This is a genomic window from Rheinheimera texasensis DSM 17496 (genome assembly GCF_000711985.1).
GTDB lineage: Bacteria > Pseudomonadota > Gammaproteobacteria > Enterobacterales > Alteromonadaceae > Pararheinheimera > Pararheinheimera texasensis.
Genome location: NZ_KL544006.1, coordinates 66,270 through 85,851 on the forward strand (window position 1 = coordinate 66,270; position 19,582 = coordinate 85,851).

General features: G+C 52.5%; 12 protein-coding genes. 7 read left to right on the forward strand and 5 right to left on the reverse strand.

From position 1 onward, the window contains the following. Window positions 1-87 precede the first annotated feature (87 nt). Window positions 88-1,332 carry a sodium:proton antiporter NhaD gene (gene nhaD, locus Q399_RS0117365; RefSeq protein ID WP_031570742.1) on the reverse strand — a complete coding sequence of 415 codons (1,245 nt, stop codon included), beginning with the start codon at window positions 1,330-1,332 and terminating at the stop codon, window positions 88-90. Between the two features lie 140 nt (window positions 1,333-1,472). Here nhaD and Q399_RS0117370 point away from each other — a divergent pair, with 140 nt between their 5' ends. From Q399_RS0117370 to tamB, 5 genes are all read left to right on the forward strand, one after another. Further along, on the forward strand, window positions 1,473-2,717 hold the full coding sequence (locus Q399_RS0117370) for a hypothetical protein (protein ID WP_031570743.1): 1,245 nt from the start codon (window positions 1,473-1,475) through the stop codon (window positions 2,715-2,717). Window positions 2,718-2,720: 3 nt separating this feature from the next. Further along, complete coding sequence (locus Q399_RS0117375; RefSeq protein ID WP_031570744.1) at window positions 2,721-3,269, forward strand: condensin complex protein MksE; 549 nt, start codon at window positions 2,721-2,723, stop codon at window positions 3,267-3,269. Next, window positions 3,262-6,126 (forward strand): coiled-coil domain-containing protein, encoded by a 2,865-nt coding sequence (locus Q399_RS0117380; RefSeq protein ID WP_051686145.1) that lies wholly within the window; start codon window positions 3,262-3,264, stop codon window positions 6,124-6,126. The genes Q399_RS0117375 and Q399_RS0117380 overlap by 8 nt, the downstream gene beginning before the upstream one ends. A gap of 96 nt (window positions 6,127-6,222) precedes the next feature. After that, a complete protein-coding gene (gene tamA / locus Q399_RS0117385) occupies window positions 6,223-7,974 on the forward strand; it encodes an autotransporter assembly complex protein TamA (RefSeq protein ID WP_106389008.1) in 1,752 nt (583 codons plus the stop codon). Continuing rightward, window positions 7,971-11,792, forward strand: a complete 3,822-nt coding sequence (gene tamB, locus Q399_RS0117390) for an autotransporter assembly complex protein TamB (RefSeq protein WP_031570747.1) — start codon at window positions 7,971-7,973, stop codon at window positions 11,790-11,792. Before tamA ends, tamB begins: the two co-directional genes overlap by 4 nt. A 43-nt stretch (window positions 11,793-11,835) precedes the next feature. On the opposite strand, the gene Q399_RS0117395 is transcribed toward tamB, so the two are convergent. Further along, on the reverse strand, window positions 11,836-12,621 hold the full coding sequence (locus tag Q399_RS0117395; RefSeq protein WP_031570748.1) for a methyltransferase domain-containing protein: 786 nt from the start codon (window positions 12,619-12,621) through the stop codon (window positions 11,836-11,838). Between the two features lie 6 nt (window positions 12,622-12,627). Here Q399_RS0117395 and Q399_RS0117400 point away from each other — a divergent pair, with 6 nt between their 5' ends. Then, complete coding sequence (locus Q399_RS0117400; RefSeq protein WP_031570749.1) at window positions 12,628-13,383, forward strand: YdcF family protein; 756 nt, start codon at window positions 12,628-12,630, stop codon at window positions 13,381-13,383. Window positions 13,384-13,401: 18 nt separating this feature from the next. Here Q399_RS0117400 and Q399_RS0117405 read toward each other — a convergent pair whose 3' ends face one another. Together Q399_RS0117405 and Q399_RS0117410 are read right to left on the reverse strand one after the other, a co-directional pair. Further along, entirely contained in the window at window positions 13,402-14,160 is a 759-nt protein-coding gene (locus Q399_RS0117405; RefSeq protein ID WP_031570750.1) for a Nif3-like dinuclear metal center hexameric protein, read from the reverse strand. Continuing rightward, complete coding sequence (locus Q399_RS0117410) at window positions 14,147-15,412, reverse strand: glycosyltransferase (RefSeq protein ID WP_031570751.1); 1,266 nt, start codon at window positions 15,410-15,412, stop codon at window positions 14,147-14,149. The genes Q399_RS0117405 and Q399_RS0117410 overlap by 14 nt, the downstream gene beginning before the upstream one ends. Window positions 15,413-15,535: 123 nt before the next feature. On the opposite strand from Q399_RS0117410, the gene trhA reads away from it, so the two are divergent. Further along, window positions 15,536-16,165 (forward strand): PAQR family membrane homeostasis protein TrhA, encoded by a 630-nt coding sequence (gene trhA, locus Q399_RS0117415; RefSeq protein ID WP_245612921.1) that lies wholly within the window; start codon window positions 15,536-15,538, stop codon window positions 16,163-16,165. A 41-nt stretch (window positions 16,166-16,206) separates the two neighbouring features. On the opposite strand, the gene Q399_RS0117420 is transcribed toward trhA, so the two are convergent. Beyond that, window positions 16,207-19,470, reverse strand: a complete 3,264-nt coding sequence (locus tag Q399_RS0117420) for a sensor histidine kinase (protein WP_031570753.1) — start codon at window positions 19,468-19,470, stop codon at window positions 16,207-16,209. Window positions 19,471-19,582: the final 112 nt, after the last annotated feature.

The window sequence follows — 19,582 nt, forward strand, 5'->3', positions numbered from 1 at the left end:
TGAGACAGCTCATGGTCTGCTGCAGTCTTTGCGGCAGATAGCAAAAAAAAAACGGCGCCACAGCGCCGTTTTCTGAGTCAAAAGTTATCAGCTGGCAAACTGGCCAAACAGATACACACCGGCATAACCTAAGCTGTAACAGAACAACAGGTAACCACCCATTTTCAGATAAGTACCAAAGGTCAGTTCCTTTAATTTGCTCATGGCAATAATGCCTGCAGCAGAACCGATAATCAGCAAAGAGCCACCGACACCAGTCGCATAAGTCAGCAGCAACCATTCACCCGGCGTCATCACCAAATCTGCTTTGAGCAATGCAGCGGTCAGCGGTACGTTATCAATCAAAGCTGACGACAAGCCCATCAGATAATTGGCCTGCAGCGGTGGCAACATGGCATATAAATCAGTGAAATTCTTCAGGAAATTCACTTCTTTTAATACACCAACCAACAACAGCACACCTAAGAAAAACAACAGCGTCTCAAATTCAACTTCCCGCACGTAGTTAATCACGCTTTGCGCAGCTTTATTGCGCATCAGGAACTGTGCGATCAGGAACATCACGGCGAGGCCAAATAAAAAGGTTAATACCGGCGGAATGGCGTACAACACGTTTAGCAGCAAAGTGCCGGTGATGGTCAGGACAAAAATGCCTGCCACCGTAATATCGGTTTTGGCGATCGGCTTTTTGCTTTTCTCTACGACCAGCTGTTGATCCAGTCCACGCGACAAAAACAGCGCCAGCACAGCCACAGAGAAAAATGCCGGCACGACTAACAGCAGCAAATTGGCGATCGTCACTTTATCCGCCAGGAAGAACATCAGCGTCGTCACATCACCGGTGATCAGCGACACTCCACCACTGTTGACCGCGAAAATAATTAATGTGCCGTAGCGGATTTTTTTCGCCGCTTCCAGCTTTACACTGGAGATCACCGCGATGGATACCAGCGTGGCCGTGACGTTGTCGGCAAAAGACGAAAACACAAAAGCAAAACTAGCGACGATAAACATCAGTTTTCGCTCGGACAGCTGCGACGGCAGCGCACGTTGTACGATTTGGGCGATAAAACCTTTGCTGTTTAAATAGGCGACAAAAGTCATAGTTGACATTAAAAATAGCCACAAGGTGGCGATTTCTAACAAATTGTGTTCCAGCTGATGCTGAACATGCTCGCGGGAGGCATCACCTTCTGCAAAAATAAACAATAAAATCCAGCAAAGAGTACCGAAAAAAAGTGTCGTTTTTGCCTTGTTTACGTGGATAATATCCTCTATAACGATCAGCACAAAGGCAAGTGCGACCAAGCCCAGTAAAATACCCGTTAGCATAAATGATCACCCGCAATTATTAATAAATTATGAAATATTGTCGGGGCGGCATTCTAGCACCGCGGTTCGTCGTGCTCTACTGGAAATTGGTCGTATAACTCCAATGAATCAAATAATCACCGGATGAAAACTATCCCCACATGTTATCAGCCAAAAAAATACTGAAGTGCCTGGACGACGACTGGCCGGTACTCGAAGCACTGGCCAACCGCAGCCAGCTGTACAGTTTTAGTTTTCAGGACGTACAGGCGCTGTTCAGCCGTTATTTCCCGCAACTTTCCAGCGAGCAGGTATTTCGTGAAGCACAAAAACTGCTCGCGCAGGAAATTTTAATCCCACAGGCTAAATCCAGTCAGCTCGAGTTGAACCGTTCGGTGCTGGAATTTATTCAGTTTCTGACGCAGGAACACAATCTCGGTACTGTTGGCGATATTCAAAGCCGCATTGATGAATTAGATCGCCTACGTGCCCGCCTCGATACTGCAGTGCGGCAAAAAGATGTGCATGAGATGCGCCGTTTTGTCCGGTTGATGGATGAACGGGTGCGCGAGGTGGTCAAACACTTCCGTAAAAACGAAAGCGCCATTTTACATCTGGTCGACAAAGCCAAAGCCGACGACAGCAATCTGTCGCTGGCGCGCCGTTACGCTGCGGTAATGGAAGCTTTTGACGAGTATATCGAACCTGTGCTGCAGATGATTGATATCAATGGGCCATTCCAGACCAGCATCGAAACGCTGGAACATTGCCTGTCGGATTTAGTGCAGTTTATCGAAGACACCGGTTTTATGTCCGGTGACAAAGAACCTTTAGTGCAGCTGCGCACCCGTTTGCTGGATATGAACCAGATTGGCCGCGAATCGCTGACGCGCAGCACCGACGTGTTGATGCCGCTTAGGGAAGAACTGCGCAAAAACACGCTGATTTCTCGTAACGCCAGCCTGGTGCTCGCGACCTTACGTAAACAGGGCTTTGAACCGACCATGGAACAGCTGGTACCGAAATTCAGTTCGGACCACCAAAAGTTCAGCCTTGGCAGTGCCAACCAAATTACCAGCTACATGGCAGAACTGGTGGATTATCAGGATGATAACTATCAGCTGCCCGACTCGGTTGACAGCCAGCCCGGCGCCAATATCCGTGTACCGGATCTGCAAGATGTATTGAAATCGGCCCGCACACAAAAGACCAATACTGACTTATCGCAATGGCTGGCGCGCAGTTATCCGCAGTTGCCGGTCGACGAATTATTATTTTTGTATCAGGAATTAAGTCGCGCCCCGGCGCTAAAACTGGAACATCAGGACAGCGTCAGCGAAATGGAAGTCAATGGCTTCCGCCTGCGTCTGCATCCTTTTGTCACCCGCCCGGCCGACAGGACATAACCCATGCACATCGATCTCGAAAAACTGCCCAATCTGGCAGACATTCACAAACGCCTGACCACCGGCTACCACATCAGCGAGCAGGATTTCGCGCTCTGGACTGAACTGGACGGTAATGAAGATGCCTACAGTGCGTTATTTGGCGCGCTTGGCAATCAGCTGAAACGTGACAGCCGTGGTTTCTTTTATTTTGATGTCGACGACGCCACCGTCAATATGGGCAAAATCTCCCGACTGTTTGCGCTGACCACCTACGCGCTCGTTGAGTTTTTTGCCGATCAGGGCCAGGACCCGCTGCGCGCGCTATTCGAAACCGAAATCAATCACGAGATTTTATCCAGCATTCTGCAGCAGCAATACCACTTGTTTGAGCAGCTGGAAATTTACTCTGCGACCGATTTAAAACGCGAAGTCGGTAACCGCATGCTGCGGTATGGATTTGCCAAAACCCAGGGCGATAATTTTAAACTGCTGCCACCTTTGTATCGTTTTCTCGATGCTTTAGTCGCAGTAGATTCTTTACAGGCGGATGAGGGCCATACCGATGTCTGAACTTTATGGCTTAACCAAACTCGCGCTGCTGAACACCGCCGGCTACGCCAAGTGTGTCATTCCACTGGATGACGCAGCGTCGATTTGCGCACCGAATAACACCGGTAAAAGCTCGGTGATTAACGCTCTGCAATTTCCACTCATTAACGATTTACGCCTGACCGAATGGGACGGCCATGATCTTGATGAAACGCGTAAATTCTATTTCGGTACTGATCAGAGTTATATCCTGCTTGAAGCCAATCTACCGGAAGGCCCGGTGGTGATTGGTGTGGCCGGTCTTGGCAAAATCGCCGGCTATCAATTCCAGTATTTTTGTTATCGCGGCAAGTTAGACCTCACGCATTACGTCAGTGAAAACAGCATCATCCGCTACAACAAGCTGGACCACCATTTACGCAATTTAGGCTTTGAACCGTTGGAGTTAAAACCATCGGAACTCAACGCGATGCTGACCGGCGGTGCCACGCCGTACGACAGCAAAATCAATCTGCGGATGATCCCGCTGACCAACGTCAGCGACGCGCCGGTGTACAAAGATATTTTCCGTCGTATTCTGAACCTGCACCGCCTGACTGCGCAGGACGTGAAACGGCTGTTATTACCGGTGTTTGCCCGTCATTTAAGTGACCCAAAAGTCGATTTTTACACGGTCTGGCACAACGCTTTTGAAAAAGTGAATCGCGACCGGCGTGAACTCAAAGCGCTGGAAAATCAGCAGCAGGCCGTTGAAGCCCTGGAAAACCTGATTGATAACCGCGCTGTATTAAAAGGCCGCCTCGCTGCTTATGCACCGAAGCTGGATAAAGCGCTGATTGAGTTTCAGAGTTATCTGGACGAACAGCAGCAGGAGCTTGGCGAGCAGCTCGAAGCGCTGGCGCAGGAAAAACATCAGCTGGAAGACAAACAGCGCTTATATGTCGGCCAGATTAAAGAGCTGTCGAGTAAACAGTTGGGCCTGAAAAGCTGGTTTGACGAACATGATGCCCTCGCCCAGCGTTTTGGCCTGACCAACCTGCCAACGCTGCAGTCAAACCTCGCTAATATCCGTGCCCAATACGAGAGTCTGAGCCACAGCCTGCAGGGTGCGGCGAATTTAAATCCGGCGACACTGGCGCATCAGCAGGCGCAGACGCAGAAACAGTTAAAAAGCCTGAAACTGCAGCTGAAAAACCTCGAATACAACCTGTATTCGCGGCTGCGCGAAGATTTGTCGTTAGGCGAAGTGCAGCAGCTGACTAAACTGCTGAACCCGGATTTGTTGTCACTGTCGACCGCCAGTGGTGGCGATGTGGTGATTAGCGACGATGACGCTTTTGCTGAGCAACTCGGCCAAATCGCCGACGCCTTTAAAGGCGGCAAACTGCATCTGGCTGGCGCCACTATCGATTTAAGCCATTTAACAGCACCGGATATGGCCGGCAGTGAAGGCAAAGTCGCGCTGAAAGAACAAATCGAAGCGCTGCAGCTCACATTAGCCACACTCGATCAACAGGCTGAAGTTGCTGTCGATTTTGCTGGGAAAAGCAGGGAAAAAGAGCGTTTGTATCAGGATATGCTGCAGGCGGAGGAAGACCTAAAGCGCTTCGCCCGTTACAGCGAAATGGCGCAGTTACTGGACGAGCAGCAGCTGTTATCCGAACAACTTACGCAGGAAGAAGAGATTGTGCACGAGCAGCTGGCGCAGGTGCAGCAAAAAGCCAGCAGCCTGTCGGACCGGCGGAACCTCATCACCAACAAACAAGACCAGCTGAAACGCCAGCTCGAGCGCATTGAACACGAGAAAAAAGACCGGATTGATTTCCAGCTCGATTTCTATTCTGGCCGCGTCACGCCCTATCCGATTGAAATTAATCTGGAATACGACAATCTGGCCGACGAACTGCGCAGCTACAACAAACACTGTCAGGAACTGAAGCTGCTGGAAATCAACATTAAAAATACCTATCTGTTTATTTTTAATGCCGGCATCAGCAAGTTTGAAGCCGAAACCGATGAAGAAGCCAAGTATCAGAAGCTGATCAGTGCCTTCCACCATTTGGATAAAGAACGTGAAGCCATTGAGCGGCGCGCCCGGGTGGCGTTAACTGAAGTCGCCAGTACGCTAAAAGGTCTGCGCTCAGATTTAGACCGGCTGCACCGTGAATTGAACAGCTTTAACCGTGGCATCTGGCGTCATCAGATCTCCAACCTGCAGGATTTTAAAATTGAAATTGTCGACCGTAAAATCCTGGTCGGCCATATCGATACCATCCTGACCACGTCTGATGCCTATCAGCAAGGTGATACGCTGGACTTATTAGCGCCAGGCGTGACCAGTGCTGAACGCGACATCAATTCAGCGAAGGACTATCTCATTCAGGCCGCCAGCGAAAAAGGCGGTCTGACGCTGTCGGATTTATTTGATATTCGCTTTAAAGTAGTGAACCGCGCCGGCGAAGTGGAATTTTTCGACAAAATCGATTCGGCAGGCTCCAACGGTACGCGGATCACCATCAAACTGCTGTGTGGCATGTTGTTTATTCGTCAGCTACTGGCCGAGCGCGAACGTGGCAAATACCGCATCCCGATTTATATCGACGAAGCGGCCGATATCGACCCGCACAACCAGCAGGCACTGATTGAAACGGCGCTGAATTTTGGTTTTGTGCCAATTTTTGCTTCGGTGAAACCACAAACCAGCTGCCGCTATATTGTGCCAATCCGCACCGTCAAAAATGGCGCGCAAAACTGGGTTGATGAAAAAGACTGGATCATCTGTGAACAGCTGACTCAGGACGTGATACCGGAAATGTTGCCGGAAGTTCAGCCTGAAACCACAGAGCAACCGGATGAAAATCAGCCAGTTGCACAGTAATTGCGAACGCCGGCCGGAACTTCCGGCCGGCAGTCGCATCTGAATAGGCAATTCAACGGCTGCCAGCTAGACTGACAAAATCGCCGCAGACATGGAGTGCTGATCCTGCCTACTTTTGCTTTATTTCGGGCCCGGCCGCTGGTTTATGCTGCATTCTTACTGGCACTGCTGTGCCAACCTGATGCGCTATATGCCGCCAACCGCATTGAATTTACCGGCGCCACCGAAGAGCGGAAAGACAATATCGCGTTATATCTGTCGGTGTTTACCCCAGCACAAATCAACAAATCTGCCCGCTTTAAAAATCGGGTCGCCAATGAAATCAAACAAGCGCTGCGCGGCCATGGTTATTATCAGGTGCGCGTGGTGTTTGAGGACGCCACAGACGGCGCCGATTATGTGCTCAAAGCTCGTATAATCGCGGGGCGTTCGGTGTTTATTGATGTGGCTGATTTACAAATCACTGGTGAAGCCATTCGTGACCCCGAGTTTCTGGCGCTGCAACAGCAAAAAGCGCCCAAGCAAGGCGACCGTATGCACCATGGCCACTATGAAGCCTATAAAAAAGCGCTGCTGAACCTGTCACACCGCAAAGGTTATTTTGATGCCAGATTCAGCCGGGCTGAACTGGTGGTCACGCCTGGCGACCGGCGTGGCAAAATGCATCTGCACTTTGAAAGTGGCCCACGTTATCGGTTTGGTGACATCACTTTTCAGGGTGGTCAAATCCGTGAGGCCCGACTGCGCAGCCTGTTGCCGTTTAAATCCGGTGATTATTATTCTGCCGCGCTGCTGGCCAAGCTCAGTCAGAACCTGGCTAATACGCTGTGGTTTGGCAGCGTCGATCTCATCGCTGATCCGGATAACCGCAAAGACGGTTTGTTACCGCTGACCATCGAACTGCAACCGGCCACCCGCAACACTGTTGAAACCGGTATTGGTTATGCGACTGATGTGGGCGCAAGAATTAAAACCAACTGGTTTAAACCGTGGGTCAATGATCGCGGTCATAGCCTCAGTGCTGATTTAGCGTTATCACAGCGTGAGCAAAATCTGGAAACGGCCTATAAGTTTCCGCTGCGGGATGTTGCCAATGACTACTACCAGCTGTCGTTTGGCTATAAAAATACCGATGTGCTGAACACCGACAGTACCAGCTACAACCTAAAAGGTGAGCGGCATTGGTTATTGAGCAATCAGTGGCAACGCACCTTGTCGCTGCGCTGGCTGTTTGAAGATTATGTGCAGGGCGACCAACGCGACACTGCCAATCTGGTATTACCCGGCATTACATTTAACCGAAATCGCGATTCTGGCGGCAGTATGCCACTGGATGCCGACAACTATCTGTTAACAGTCGAAGCGGCCAATACCGCCTGGGGCTCAGATACAGATTTCATCCGGCTCTATGGCCGGGCCGGCTGGATCGGCAGTTTCAGTGCAGATAAGCGTTGGCTGGTGCGGCTCGATGCCGGCACAATTTTGCAGGAACAAATCAGTAATATCCCGCCAACCTTGCGCTTTTTTGCCGGCGGCGACAGCAGTTTGCGCGGTTATGGCTATCAAACTATTGCGCCATTAAATGCCAAACAGGAGCTGATTGGCGGCCTGCACCTGGCGACAATGAATCTGGAATATCAACACCGCGTTAAAGGCGATTGGTGGCTGGCGCTGTTTACCGATTACGGCAGTGCCTGGAACGACACCCCGGAATGGAAACGCAGTGTCGGTATCGGCGCACGTTGGGCTTCACCAGTGGGCCCGATCCGGCTGGATGTTGCTTATGGCCTCGATCATGAACCCAATGGCCGCTTTCGGCTGCATTTCACGCTGGGGCCAGAATTATGAGTGGAGCTGAAGTGGATCAGGCACAGGTTTCACCTGCCGTCGCTAAAACGCCACGTCAGCCCCGCTCGGTTTGGCTCTGGCTGCGGCTTTGTCTGCTGAGTACGCTGCTGTTATTGGCATCGACGCTGGCTTTGGTTGGCAGTAACGCCGGCCTGCAATTGCTGTGGCTACTGCAACCGCAACTACTGCCGGCGTTACAAATCCAACAACTGCAAGGTGATATCTGGCAAGGCATCACGCTGCGAGATCTGAGTTACCAGCAGCCGGGCCTTGACGTCAAAGTGTCTGAACTACAAATTCGGCTGGAGTTAGCCTGTCTGTGGCGTCAGCAACTGTGTTTACCCCTGTTGCAACTGCAAGGGTTGAATGTGGTGCAACAGGCAAACAGCACTGCAGCCACGGACGTTGTACCAGCCGAAGCCACGGCAACAGCTGAAACAGCTGAAACAGCTGCACAACAGCAGACCATAGCGCTATTGCCATTTGACCTGCAGATCAACCAACTGATTTTGCAGGATATCCGGCTGCAACTGCCTGGCCAGCGCGTTCGCATCGCCAGCCTGCATACCGGCGTCGCACTCAACGCTGATCTTTTATCATTACAACAGCCGACGTTAAAGCAAAGTCTTATCGAATTGAGCGCAGCAACCAGCGCCGGTAGCAGCGAAAATCCACTGCCGGATCTGCTTAAACTGCAGCTACCGTTCCAGTTGGTGCTGAACACACTGCAAGTGACAGATCTCGATGTCCGGCAAGGGAAGCAGCAACTACTGGCGCTGCAATCTCTCAGCACTAATCTCAGCCTGCAAACCGACCAGTGGCAAATGAGGGACACCCGGGTGCAGCTGCAACAGCCAGCCTTAACGCTACAGGGCGAGATGGCGCTGCAACCGCAGAGCCAAAATCTTTTGCTACAGCTTCAGCTCAGCGCACGCAGCGCCGACCTGCCCCAACCTATCGAGCTGAAGTTAAACGGTTCCGGGCTCCTTTCCGCCTGGCAATTACAGGCCGAAAGTCTAAGCCTTTGGCCCTTGCAGTTAAAACTTCAGGCTAACTTAGTCAGCCCGGATATAGCCTTTCAGGCTACTTTGCAAGGGGATGAACTGCGCTGGCCGCTCACTGCGCCATCTGCAACATCACCGCAGCAGCTTTTGCTGCAAAAAATTCAGGCAGAATTCAATGGCGATTTGCAACAACAGCAACTTAGCTTGCAGGTCACCAGCCAGCATTCACAGTTACCGCAAGCAGACTGGCAACTCAAAGCCCGTCAGCAAGCGAACAAAATCACTGTGCAGCAGCTGGCGTTGCAGAGTTTAAACGGCACGGCTGAAGTCAGCGGTGAGTTGAACCTGAAAACGCTTGATCTCAATGCTGAGCTCGAACTCGATGGTATGCAGCCAGGTTTATATTGGGCAGATTACCCGGGTGAACTTAATGGCGAAATGCAGCTCAGCGGCAATTTCAGCGCCGATACCAAGCGGCATTGGCAAGTGCTGGCAAAAGGCTTGAATTTTTATGGTGAGCTGCGCAATCAGCCGCTTACTTTGGCCGGCGAGCTGGCGCTTGAACAACCTGTCACTGGTCTGCTGCAACTAAAAACGCCAGGCCTGACCCTGAAGCACGGCCCGAATCAGCTTCAAATGAACGGCGCTCTCGCCGAGCAGCTGACACTGGACGCGCAGCTGCATATCGCTGACCTCTCTTATTCGCTGGCGCTGGCTGAAGGGCAAATCGATGGCAGTGTTCAGCTGCGCGGTGATGTACAACAGCCTGATGTGCAGCTCAATCTGAACGCCCACAATGTCAATTATCTGGATGACTACGCACTGACCGAGCTGACGGCCAGCGCCTCGTTGCCGGCCTTGGGTTCAAAATCCAGTCAGATCAGTCTGAACTTAAAAAATGGCCAGGCCCCTGGCTGGCAGCTGCAACAGCTGGACTGGCAGTCAGAAGGCACTGTCAGCGCACATCAAACGCACCTGACACTGGATAGTCATCAGCTCAAAGCTGTGCTGGCGATGCAGGCTGGCATGAACAAACAACGCTGGCAGACGGATGTGCAGGAGCTGCGGCTGCAATCGGATATGGGCGACTGGCAATTGCAGCAACCCTGGCAAGTGGTGCTGGATGTTGGCAAACAACAGGCAGAACTTGGCGCCGCCTGCCTGCAGCAGGCCGCTGCATCGATTTGCCTGAGCAAAACCAGGGTGTTAAGTGCCAGACAAGGTGCGCTCGCGATAGCACTGCAGCAACTGCCGCTCAGCAGTCTGGACCCGTTGCTGCCCGGTAAATTCAGCATGGACGGCGATGGCAGTGGCCAGCTGGTTCTGAACTGGCAACAAGGCCGGTTAGCGGCACTGAACTGGGACCTCAACAGTAATCAGGGGCTGCTGCGCCATCAGCTGACCACAGTGCTGGAACTGCCCTGGCACGACCTGAGCTTAAAAGGTGGCCTGCAAAATTATCAACTCAGCACGCAACTACAGGCGACACTTGCCAGCGACAGTGCCATTGCTGCCAATGTCGAGATCAGTCAGCTCAATACCAAAGCGCCGCAGCTGAAAGCCAACCTGCAGCTGGCGCCGTTATCGCTGGCCTTCCTGCAACCGGTGTTTAATGAATTCAGTAAGTTTGACGGCCTGCTCAGCACTAACCTGCGGGCAGAAGGTGCCCTGACTAACCCGGCTATTTATGGCAATCTGGCGGTGGACGCGCTGCAGCTGACCGGCCAGCAGGCGCCGCTTGAGCTGACCAAAGCCAGCCTGCTCGCCAGCTTCCGTGGTTTTGCCGCCAGCCTCAACAGCGACTGGCAAACGCCGGAAGGCCGGCTCAATGTGACCGGTGATGCCAACTGGCTGACGCCGGACGCTTGGTTCAGCCAGCTGGAAGTCAAAGGCGACAAACTGCAGTTACAACTGATGGATGCCGACCTCACCGTCAGTCCACAGCTGAAAATGACTGCCAGTCCGCATTCCGGTCAAATCACCGGCGTTATTGACGTGCCGGCCGGCTCTATCCGCTTTAACAGTCTGCCGGAAGATGCGGTGCGGGTCAGTGACGATGAAGTCATCCTGAGTAAAACCAGCAGCACCAGCGCGAAGTCCACTTGGGCCTTGAGCTCTGATATCCGCCTGAAGATTGGCGAGCAGGTGCGGTTGTCGGCTTTTGGCCTGAAAACCCGTCTGCAGGGCGATTTGCGTGTCCGCCAGCAGGGGCTGGTGCCGACGCTGCATGGCCAGGTTCAGCTTAAAGACGGCAGCTTCCGGGCTTATGGTCAGGATCTAAAACTACGTAAAGGCCGGCTGACTTTTAATGGCCCGGCCACTCAGCCGTTGCTGGCAATTGAAGCTATCCGCAATCCGGAGAAAACCGAAGATAACGTCATTGCCGGTCTGCGCGTCAATGGGCTGGCCGACAGCCCCTTAATCGAAGTGTTCAGTGAACCCTCTAAACCACAGGCCAATGCACTGGCTTATTTGCTGATGGGCCGGGATATCGGCAGCAGTGCCGGCGATGGCGCTGTGACTACCGGCCTGATTGGCATAGGCATTGCCAACTCAGGCCAGCTGGTCGGCGCTATTGGTGAAGCCTTTGGCATCTCGGATCTGAGCCTCGATACTGCCGGCAGCGGCGATAAATCCAAAGTTACGGTCAGTGGCTATTTGTCGCCGCGATTGCAGGTGAAATATGGCGTAGGCATCTTCAGTCAGTTTGGTGAATTTACCCTGCGCTACCGGCTGATGCAGCAGGTTTACCTGGAGGCGGTGCAAGGCATCGCTACCTCAGTAGACCTGTTGTATAAAATGGAATTTGATTAAGATGACAAAACCGCCACGGCTGCCTTATGCGGCCTCTGCATCCTCATGCTGGTTTTTTTAGGAGTAAATGCTGATACCGGCCTAACGAGGCATAGGGCTCAGTTCTGTTGTAACGCAGTTCCACTTCCAGCAGTTTATCAAACTCAGTTTCCTGTTCAGAGCGGTCACGCAGATAGTCATGGAAACAACGCACGCCGGTTTTACTGAGCTGGATAAAACCAGCCTGCTGACACCAGTCGGCGACAGCGCGTGGGTCCAGCGGGTTTTGCGGGCTCAGGCTGACTTTTTTCTTGTAGGCCAAATCGCGCAGCACATAGTTAAAATTGCCATACACAATATTGGAAAAGCGTTTGGCGTCGACGTTATAGAACATCAGACTCAACACACCGCCCGGCTCGACCAGCTGATACAACTGGCGGATAGCTTCGGCTGGCTCTGCTAACCATTCCAGCACGGCATGACAAAGCACCAATGGTGCGCTCTGCTGTTGCTCTGCCAGCTGTTGCAGCGACCACTGCTGAATTTGCAGACTAAGCTGCTGCTCTTTGGCCGCCTGCTGCGCCAATGCCAGCATTTCGCCGGATAAGTCGGTCAACAGCACCTGATGCCCTAAACCAGCCAGCCACAACGCCAGCTGACCCTGACCGCCGCCGACATCTAACACCCGGCCCCCTGGCTGCTGTAGCTGCGGCAGTTCCAGCAAATCACGCTGCAGCACCAGCTGACGTAACCGGCCTTTAGTGGTGTTATAGATATTCTGCTGGAATTTAGCTGCGATGCTGTCAAAATTGCGATCTGATTTGGTCTTCGCTGGATTTTTTTTGGTCATAAATCTATGGATCTGCTGATAAAACTGTTGTTAACACCTATGGTACAACTGATGCTGATTGGCTTGTTCTGTGCCCTGTTGACATGGCGCCGCCGGCAGGTTTCAGTCAGGTTACTGGCAACACCCCTGTTGTTTTTAGCCCTAATCACCTGCCGCCCCCTGGCAGACTGGCTGGCCACACCATTAGAATTCGCTTATCCGGCTTTTGCCGGACAACAGGTGCAGCATATCGCAGTACTTGGCTGCCGTCATTCTGACGCGGCTTTTCTGCCGCTGAGCAGTCAACCTGAACCCTGCAGTCTCGCGCGTTTGGTCGAAGCCGCGCAGATATGGCACGCCCAACCTGCAGCTATCATTCATTTAAGCGGCAGCATCGCGGATAGTCAGGTTGCTCACACCGAACTAGAACAACAATTTTTGCAGGCTCTGGGCGTTCCGGCACAGGCCATTCGTCAGCACCCTGCTGCTACCGACACCGAGGGTGAGGTGGCGCTGTTGGTTCGGGCTATCGATGCCAGAGAGCCGATGGCGTTGGTCACTAATGCGATGCATATGCCGCGGGCCATGCGCTGGTTTGGCGCTCAGCAGCGTTTTCCGCTCCCTGCTCCGACTGATTTTCGTATTCGTCGTTCCTATGCCGACAGCCAATGGCCGGTCTGGGTGCCACAGCTGAGAGCAACAGACACCCTGGGCGACGCCTGGTACGAATACGCTGGCTTATTGGAGCAGTGGTTCAGGCTATCAAGGCGTCCTGACAGTTAGCACTTTGCTAGTCCCTGCTCAAGCCGGATTATAGATATCGGCAAACACCACCTCGACATCCGTCTGCGTTGCCAGCCACTCACCCAGCGCTTTGACACCATATCGCTCCGTTGCATGATGGCCGGCCGCGATAAAATGAATGCCCAGCTCATTGGCGCTGTGGATGGTCTGTTCCGACACTTCACCGCTGATAAAAAGCTGGGCACCGGCCGCTGCGGCCGCATCAATGTAGCCCTGACCACCGCCGGTACACCAGGCAATATGACGGATCTCGCCGATGCCAGCGTCATGGACAAATACTGACCGCTCCAGTTTTTGCTGCAATAACGCCACCATGTCAGTGAGCTGTACTGCAGCGCTCAGCTGCGTTTGCCGCACCACACCGATGGGTTCGACACTAGCTAAGGCACTGATATCACCAAAACCTAATAAGGCGCCGAGCTGCGCGTTATTGCCCAGGTCCGGATGAATATCCAGCGGCAAGTGATAGGCGAACAAGTTGATATCATGCTGTAACAAGGTCTGCAGCCGGCGTTTTTTCATACCGGTAATTTCGCTGGCCTCGTTTTTCCAGAAATAGCCATGGTGCACCAGAATTGCGTCAGCTTGCTCGGCCACAGCCCGGTCCAGCAAAGCCTGAGATGCGGTAACTCCGGTCAGAATTTTCCGGACCTTGGCCTTGCCTTCAACCTGCAAACCGTTTGGGCAATAATCACGCACCCTGCTTGACTCTAATTTGCTATTCATTAACTGCAGCAGCTCGTCACGATGCGCCATCTGAAGACTCCTTTGGTTGTAACGCGGCCAGTTTGTTTTTTGCGTTAATCCACTGCGCCATAAATTTGGTACTGCGATGATGATGATACTTTAACATGCGACCGGTAAAACTTTGCTGACGGTGTTGCGCCAGCTGTTGTTGCACGGCGCTCAGTTGCTGCCAGACCTGCGGCATCAGGAGCGCCGCATCAAATTGCTCAAGACAGGCAGCGGCTTTATGCCGGGCCTTGAGCCACAGCGAAGAGTCCTGATATAACGCCACCGCCGCGTCAATCAGCGCTTGATCGTCGATGGCTACAATACCGGGGAAGTCGAGAAAATCTGCTTGATGGCTGATGCCTTCAGCGCCGATCTCTGTCGTAACCACCGGCGTGCCAAAACGCATCGCATCGATAACCTTGCCTTTTAAGCCCGCGCCAAAACTCAGCGGCGCCAGACAAACCCGGTAGTTCACAAAGGCATCAGCCGCATTTGCCGCCCAGCCTTTGATATAAAAGCCCTGTTTGGGCGCATGTAACTGCGTAGCTTTAGGCGGTGGATAAGCACCATAGATATGTAATTCTGCCTGCGGCAGCTGTTTGCGCAGTTGCGGCCACAGCTGTTTTAAGCGCAGAACCGCCTGCCAGTTGGGTTCGTGGCGAAAATTACCAATAAAACTGAAATGCTGGCGTTCACTAAACCCGGTGCTGGTATCCACCTGACAGTTTTCGATAAAAAACGGGCAATACAGTAACTGCGCAGCCGGTACCTGATAAACATTAGTCAGCAGCTGCAGCTCAGCGCGGGAGATAGTCAGGGTCAGGTCACAACGATGAATGGCGGCGATTTCTCTGAGCGCCAGTTCACCAGTCAAATCGGCGTGATCTACCTCGCGCTGTTCATTAAACGCCTGCTGACGGGCCGCCCGTAAACAATGCAGATCCTCGCTGTCGAGCAGTTTCAGCGCTTGTGGACAAATCTCATCGACCCACCAGCCAAACTGCTCTTCGAGCATAAAGCGGTCAAACAGCACAGCCGCCGGCTGCCATTGCTGCAGCTGCTCGGCGAAACTGTCACAGTTCAGCGCAATGGTGACTTCTTCGATGCCGAACTGGTTTAAATCAAGCCGATGTGGTGATTTGTCGGCAGCACTGGCAAACACCACCTGCCAGCCCTGACGCTGGAACAACTGCAACAAACTCACCATGCGCCAGCCGGCGGCAGAAGAATTTGGTTCTGGCCAGACATAGCCCAGCACCAGCAATAACGGCATAGATGTTCTCCTTTTGCCGCGCATTGTAACCGTTTTGGCTGCAGGAGCAATCCGCCGGCTTGTCGTGACATAGCAGAACTGTGGTAAACTGAGCAGACCAGATACTGAATAAGAATGATTTCGATGGACTTAAGATATCAGGGGCATGACGAGTTCTTCCATGCACTCAGCCATGCCACAGGTGCGTTGCTAAGCGTGATTGGGCTGTGGCTGATGTTGCAGCTGGTGCCGGCAGAGGCCCCGGCGACTCTCGGCGCTGTTATCGCATTTGGTACCAGTCTGATTTTGTTGTACAGCTGCTCGGCGCTGTATCACGCCTGTACCGACGCCCGCCAAAAAGCTTTTTGGCGCAAACTGGACCACAGTGCAATCTATCTGCTAATCGCTGGAACCTACACGCCCTTTACACTGATTAGCCTCAAAGACAGCTGGGGTTTTTATCTGGTTTTGGTGATCTGGGGTATAGCCCTGCTTGGCGTCGCGTTGGAATTCATCGCCCATCTGAAATTTAAAAAACTCAGCCTGATGTTATATCTGGTAATGGGCTGGCTGGTGGTCATCGCCGCACAGCCGATGCTTGAACACGTCCCATCAGGTGGCTTGTGGTGGTTGCTGGCCGGTGGCCTGTGTTACTCAGGCGGTGTGGTGTTTTACCTGTGGCACCGTCTGCGCTTTCATCACCTGATTTGGCACTGTTTTGTCATGGCCGGCAGTGCTTGTCACTTTTGGTCAGTCTATCGCTATGTATTATAAGTCTGGCTGGTTTGAGCCTTGCAGTGCATCGCAAAGTAATATCAGGCAGACTCCAGCGGCAACACGTTCGATAGACGGTTTAAACGGATCCAGAATGTGGTGCCGACATGCTCAGTGCTGTCGAAGCCAATTTGGCCGCCGTGGCTTTCAATAATACGCTTACAAATGGTCAGCCCCAGCCCGGTGCCTTCTTTTGAGCGGCTGTCTGACGCATCGGCCTGCGAAAACTTTTCAAAAATCCGCGACTTAAATTGTTCCGGGATGCCCTGCCCCTGATCAATCACCTCCAGACGGATCGCTTCGGACTGAGTCACCAGACGCAGGACCACCGACTGTTGCGGCGCAGAAAACTTCACTGCATTTGACAACAGATTATCCAGCACCTGACGCAGGCGCAGAGGATCCGCCTGAGTCAGCACGGCCGGGTCTGCCGGCAGGAGCAACTCGACAGTCACCTGATAGCGCAGCGCATAACTTTGAATACCGTCAACCGCCTGGCGGCATAATTCGTTGAGCTCAACCGGCTTCAGCTGTAGCGCAAATTTACCTGCTTCAAATTTTTGTACATCCAGTAAATCGTTAATCAGCTGCGACAGCCGCTCGCAGTTTTGTAATGCGGTCTCCACCAGCTGGCGGTAGGCATCTGAGCCCAAAGGCACTACATTCTGCGCCACTAGGCCTATGGCGCCGCGAATTGACGTTAATGGGGTTCGCAGTTCGTGCGAAACAGTGGAAATAAACTCATCTTTAAGTTTATCCAGCCGCTTCAGCTCTTTGTTGGCTTTGGCAATTTCAGTCAGGCTCTTTTCCAGCTGACGGGTACGCAAAGACAAGGTCATTGAGCTCTCTTCCAGTGCCCGGGTCCGCTCTGTCACTTTGGTTTCCAGAATTAACTGTGCTTTGGCTCTTTCCTGGACCGAGTTCTGCAGCAGTTTATTGATCTGCTGAATATGGCGTAACCGATATTGGTGAAAAGTCAGGATCAACAACATGGTCAGGATAAAGCCCAACACCTGTACAGAGCTTTGCTGCCACCAGGCCGGCAATACACGGACACGGACACGTTCCGGCACTTGATTATACAAACCATGGTTATTGGAGCCTTTTAATTCCAACTCATACTCACCGGCCGGCAGATTTGAATAATAGGCACTGCGCCGGCCCGGCTGCAAAATCCAGTCCGGATCAAAACCAGTTAGTTTGTATTGATATTGGTTACGCGAGGGATCATGAAAGTCCAGGCTGGCAAACTCAAACTCCAGACTGGTATCAGTCGGTTTTAGTACAATTTCTGCCCAACGGGCTGTGTTTGCCTGCAGCGGCAGCGGCGTGTTGTTTACCAGAATGCGTGATACGGCCACTTTGGGTTCAATCTGGTTAATCCAAATCAAGGCCGGCTCCATCACAGTCAAACCATCGATGGAGCCGATGTAAAACGTACCTTGCTGGTCGTCAAAAAACGACTTAAACACCTGTTCTGTCGCGACCATCCCGTCTTGCTTTGTAAATGTGATTAAGCGCTGACTGTCACTGTGTTTCAGGCTCAGGCCTTTGGCCGACAATAACCAGATATTTTGCTGCTGATCGGCATAGGCGCCAATAATATTACTACTGGGTAAACCGCTGCGGACGTCCAGCAAATACTGGCTGTCTTGCTGCACGTCGTACAACACTAAACCCAGTTGGGTACAAATCAGCAAGCTGCCGGCTGGGCCCTTTTCCAGACACTGCACATCCTGACTGGGCAGTTCCAGCCCATTTGAATCAGCCTGACTGAAATGCTCGACTTCACCACTGCCGTGCCTGATGCGAAACACACCGGAGTATCGGGTGCCGACCCAGGTATAATCATCATCCACCAGCATCGCTTGCACAGCATCCCCGGTTTTATGCCGGATCTCGGGCTGCAGATAGGTCGTTGAAACTTGCTGCACCGGGTCCCAATGGATCACACCATCGCCCCAAAGGCCAATCCAGAAACTACCATCGGACTGAATACTCAAATCACGGATATTGGCTGCGACCTGTGGGTTTTGCTGAAATGGCTCAGCCACAGGCAGCAACTTTTTCATATCCGGCGTCACTTTAAACAAACCCACATCCGTAGCGGTGTAAATTTGACCGGACGGATCGCGCCGGATCGCATTGACCCTGCCACCGGTTAAAAAACTGGTCATCGCACCGGTGCGCCGGACAAACCGATGCAGATGCTCAGCGCTGCCTAACCAAATCGATTCAGGGTCTGCGAATACTGCAGTGACCGTGAAACGGAACTGTGCAGGATTGGTATGTGGCGCCAGTTCATGTAAGGATGCAAAAGCCGACTTACTATGCCGGGTGTAATACAGACCATTTTCCCGTGATCCCAGCCAAAGTACGCCGGTGCGGTCGAGAAACAAAGAGCGGATATTGACTGTTGGTAACAATGACTCCTGCTCGCGGAACTTCACAAACTGCTGCAACTGCGGATGGACGCGGAACAAGCCATTATAAGAGCCAACCAGCAGCATGCCATTTTGATCGGCGGAGATGACGTTGATGATTGGTGTATGGCGCCCAGTGAAAAACTCTGCCTGCCGGAAACTGCGAGTGGCCGGATCTAACACAAACAACCCCTGCCGCGTGCCAACCCAGAGTTTGTCGCCGCTGCTGAACAAAGCGCGGATCTCGTTATCACGGCCGCTGCCTTGCGGGAATGGCAATAGCACTTCTGACAAACCACTGTCTTCCCGCCAGGCATGCAAACCAGCCGAGGTGCCAATCCACAGGGTGTTATCCTGAGTCTGACTCAGGCTCCAAATCCGGTTATGAGCCAGCTGACGATCAGAAAACTGTAAGCGTTGCCATTGTCCGTCAGCGCTCATCCGGTTCAGGCCGCCCGTGGTGCCGATCCAGATATTTTGTTGTTTGTCTTCAAACAACACCTGAACCTGCATACTGGCCAGGCTGTTTACATCTCCGGCATCAGTTTTAAACCGGCGTAGTTCACCGGTTTTTGCATCAATCCGGCTGAGGCCATAACCCCAGGTCCCTGCCCAAATGTTTTGTTTGCGGTCAATCAGCAGGCTGCCAACGTCCTGCGACCCCAAAGTATTTTGCTCTTCTGCGGTCAGCACCTGAAATTCAGCAAACTGATAGCCGTCGTAACGCAGTAACCCTGAATTGGTTGAACTCAACCAGATAAAGCCGTCGGAATCTTGTGACACGCTGTAAATAGTTGCATTTGGCAAACCGTCATCGACACCAATCCGTTTGAAAAAAGCGTCATTGGCCTGCGCAAAGGGCAACCATAACCAAATGAACATCAGGAAAACCAACAGTTTCAGGTAAACCTCCGCGCAGGAAATGCGTGTTGACGTGTGCTGCAATTCACGCAGTCTGTTTGTGGCTAAATTAGCACAGCACCGCCGACTTTAC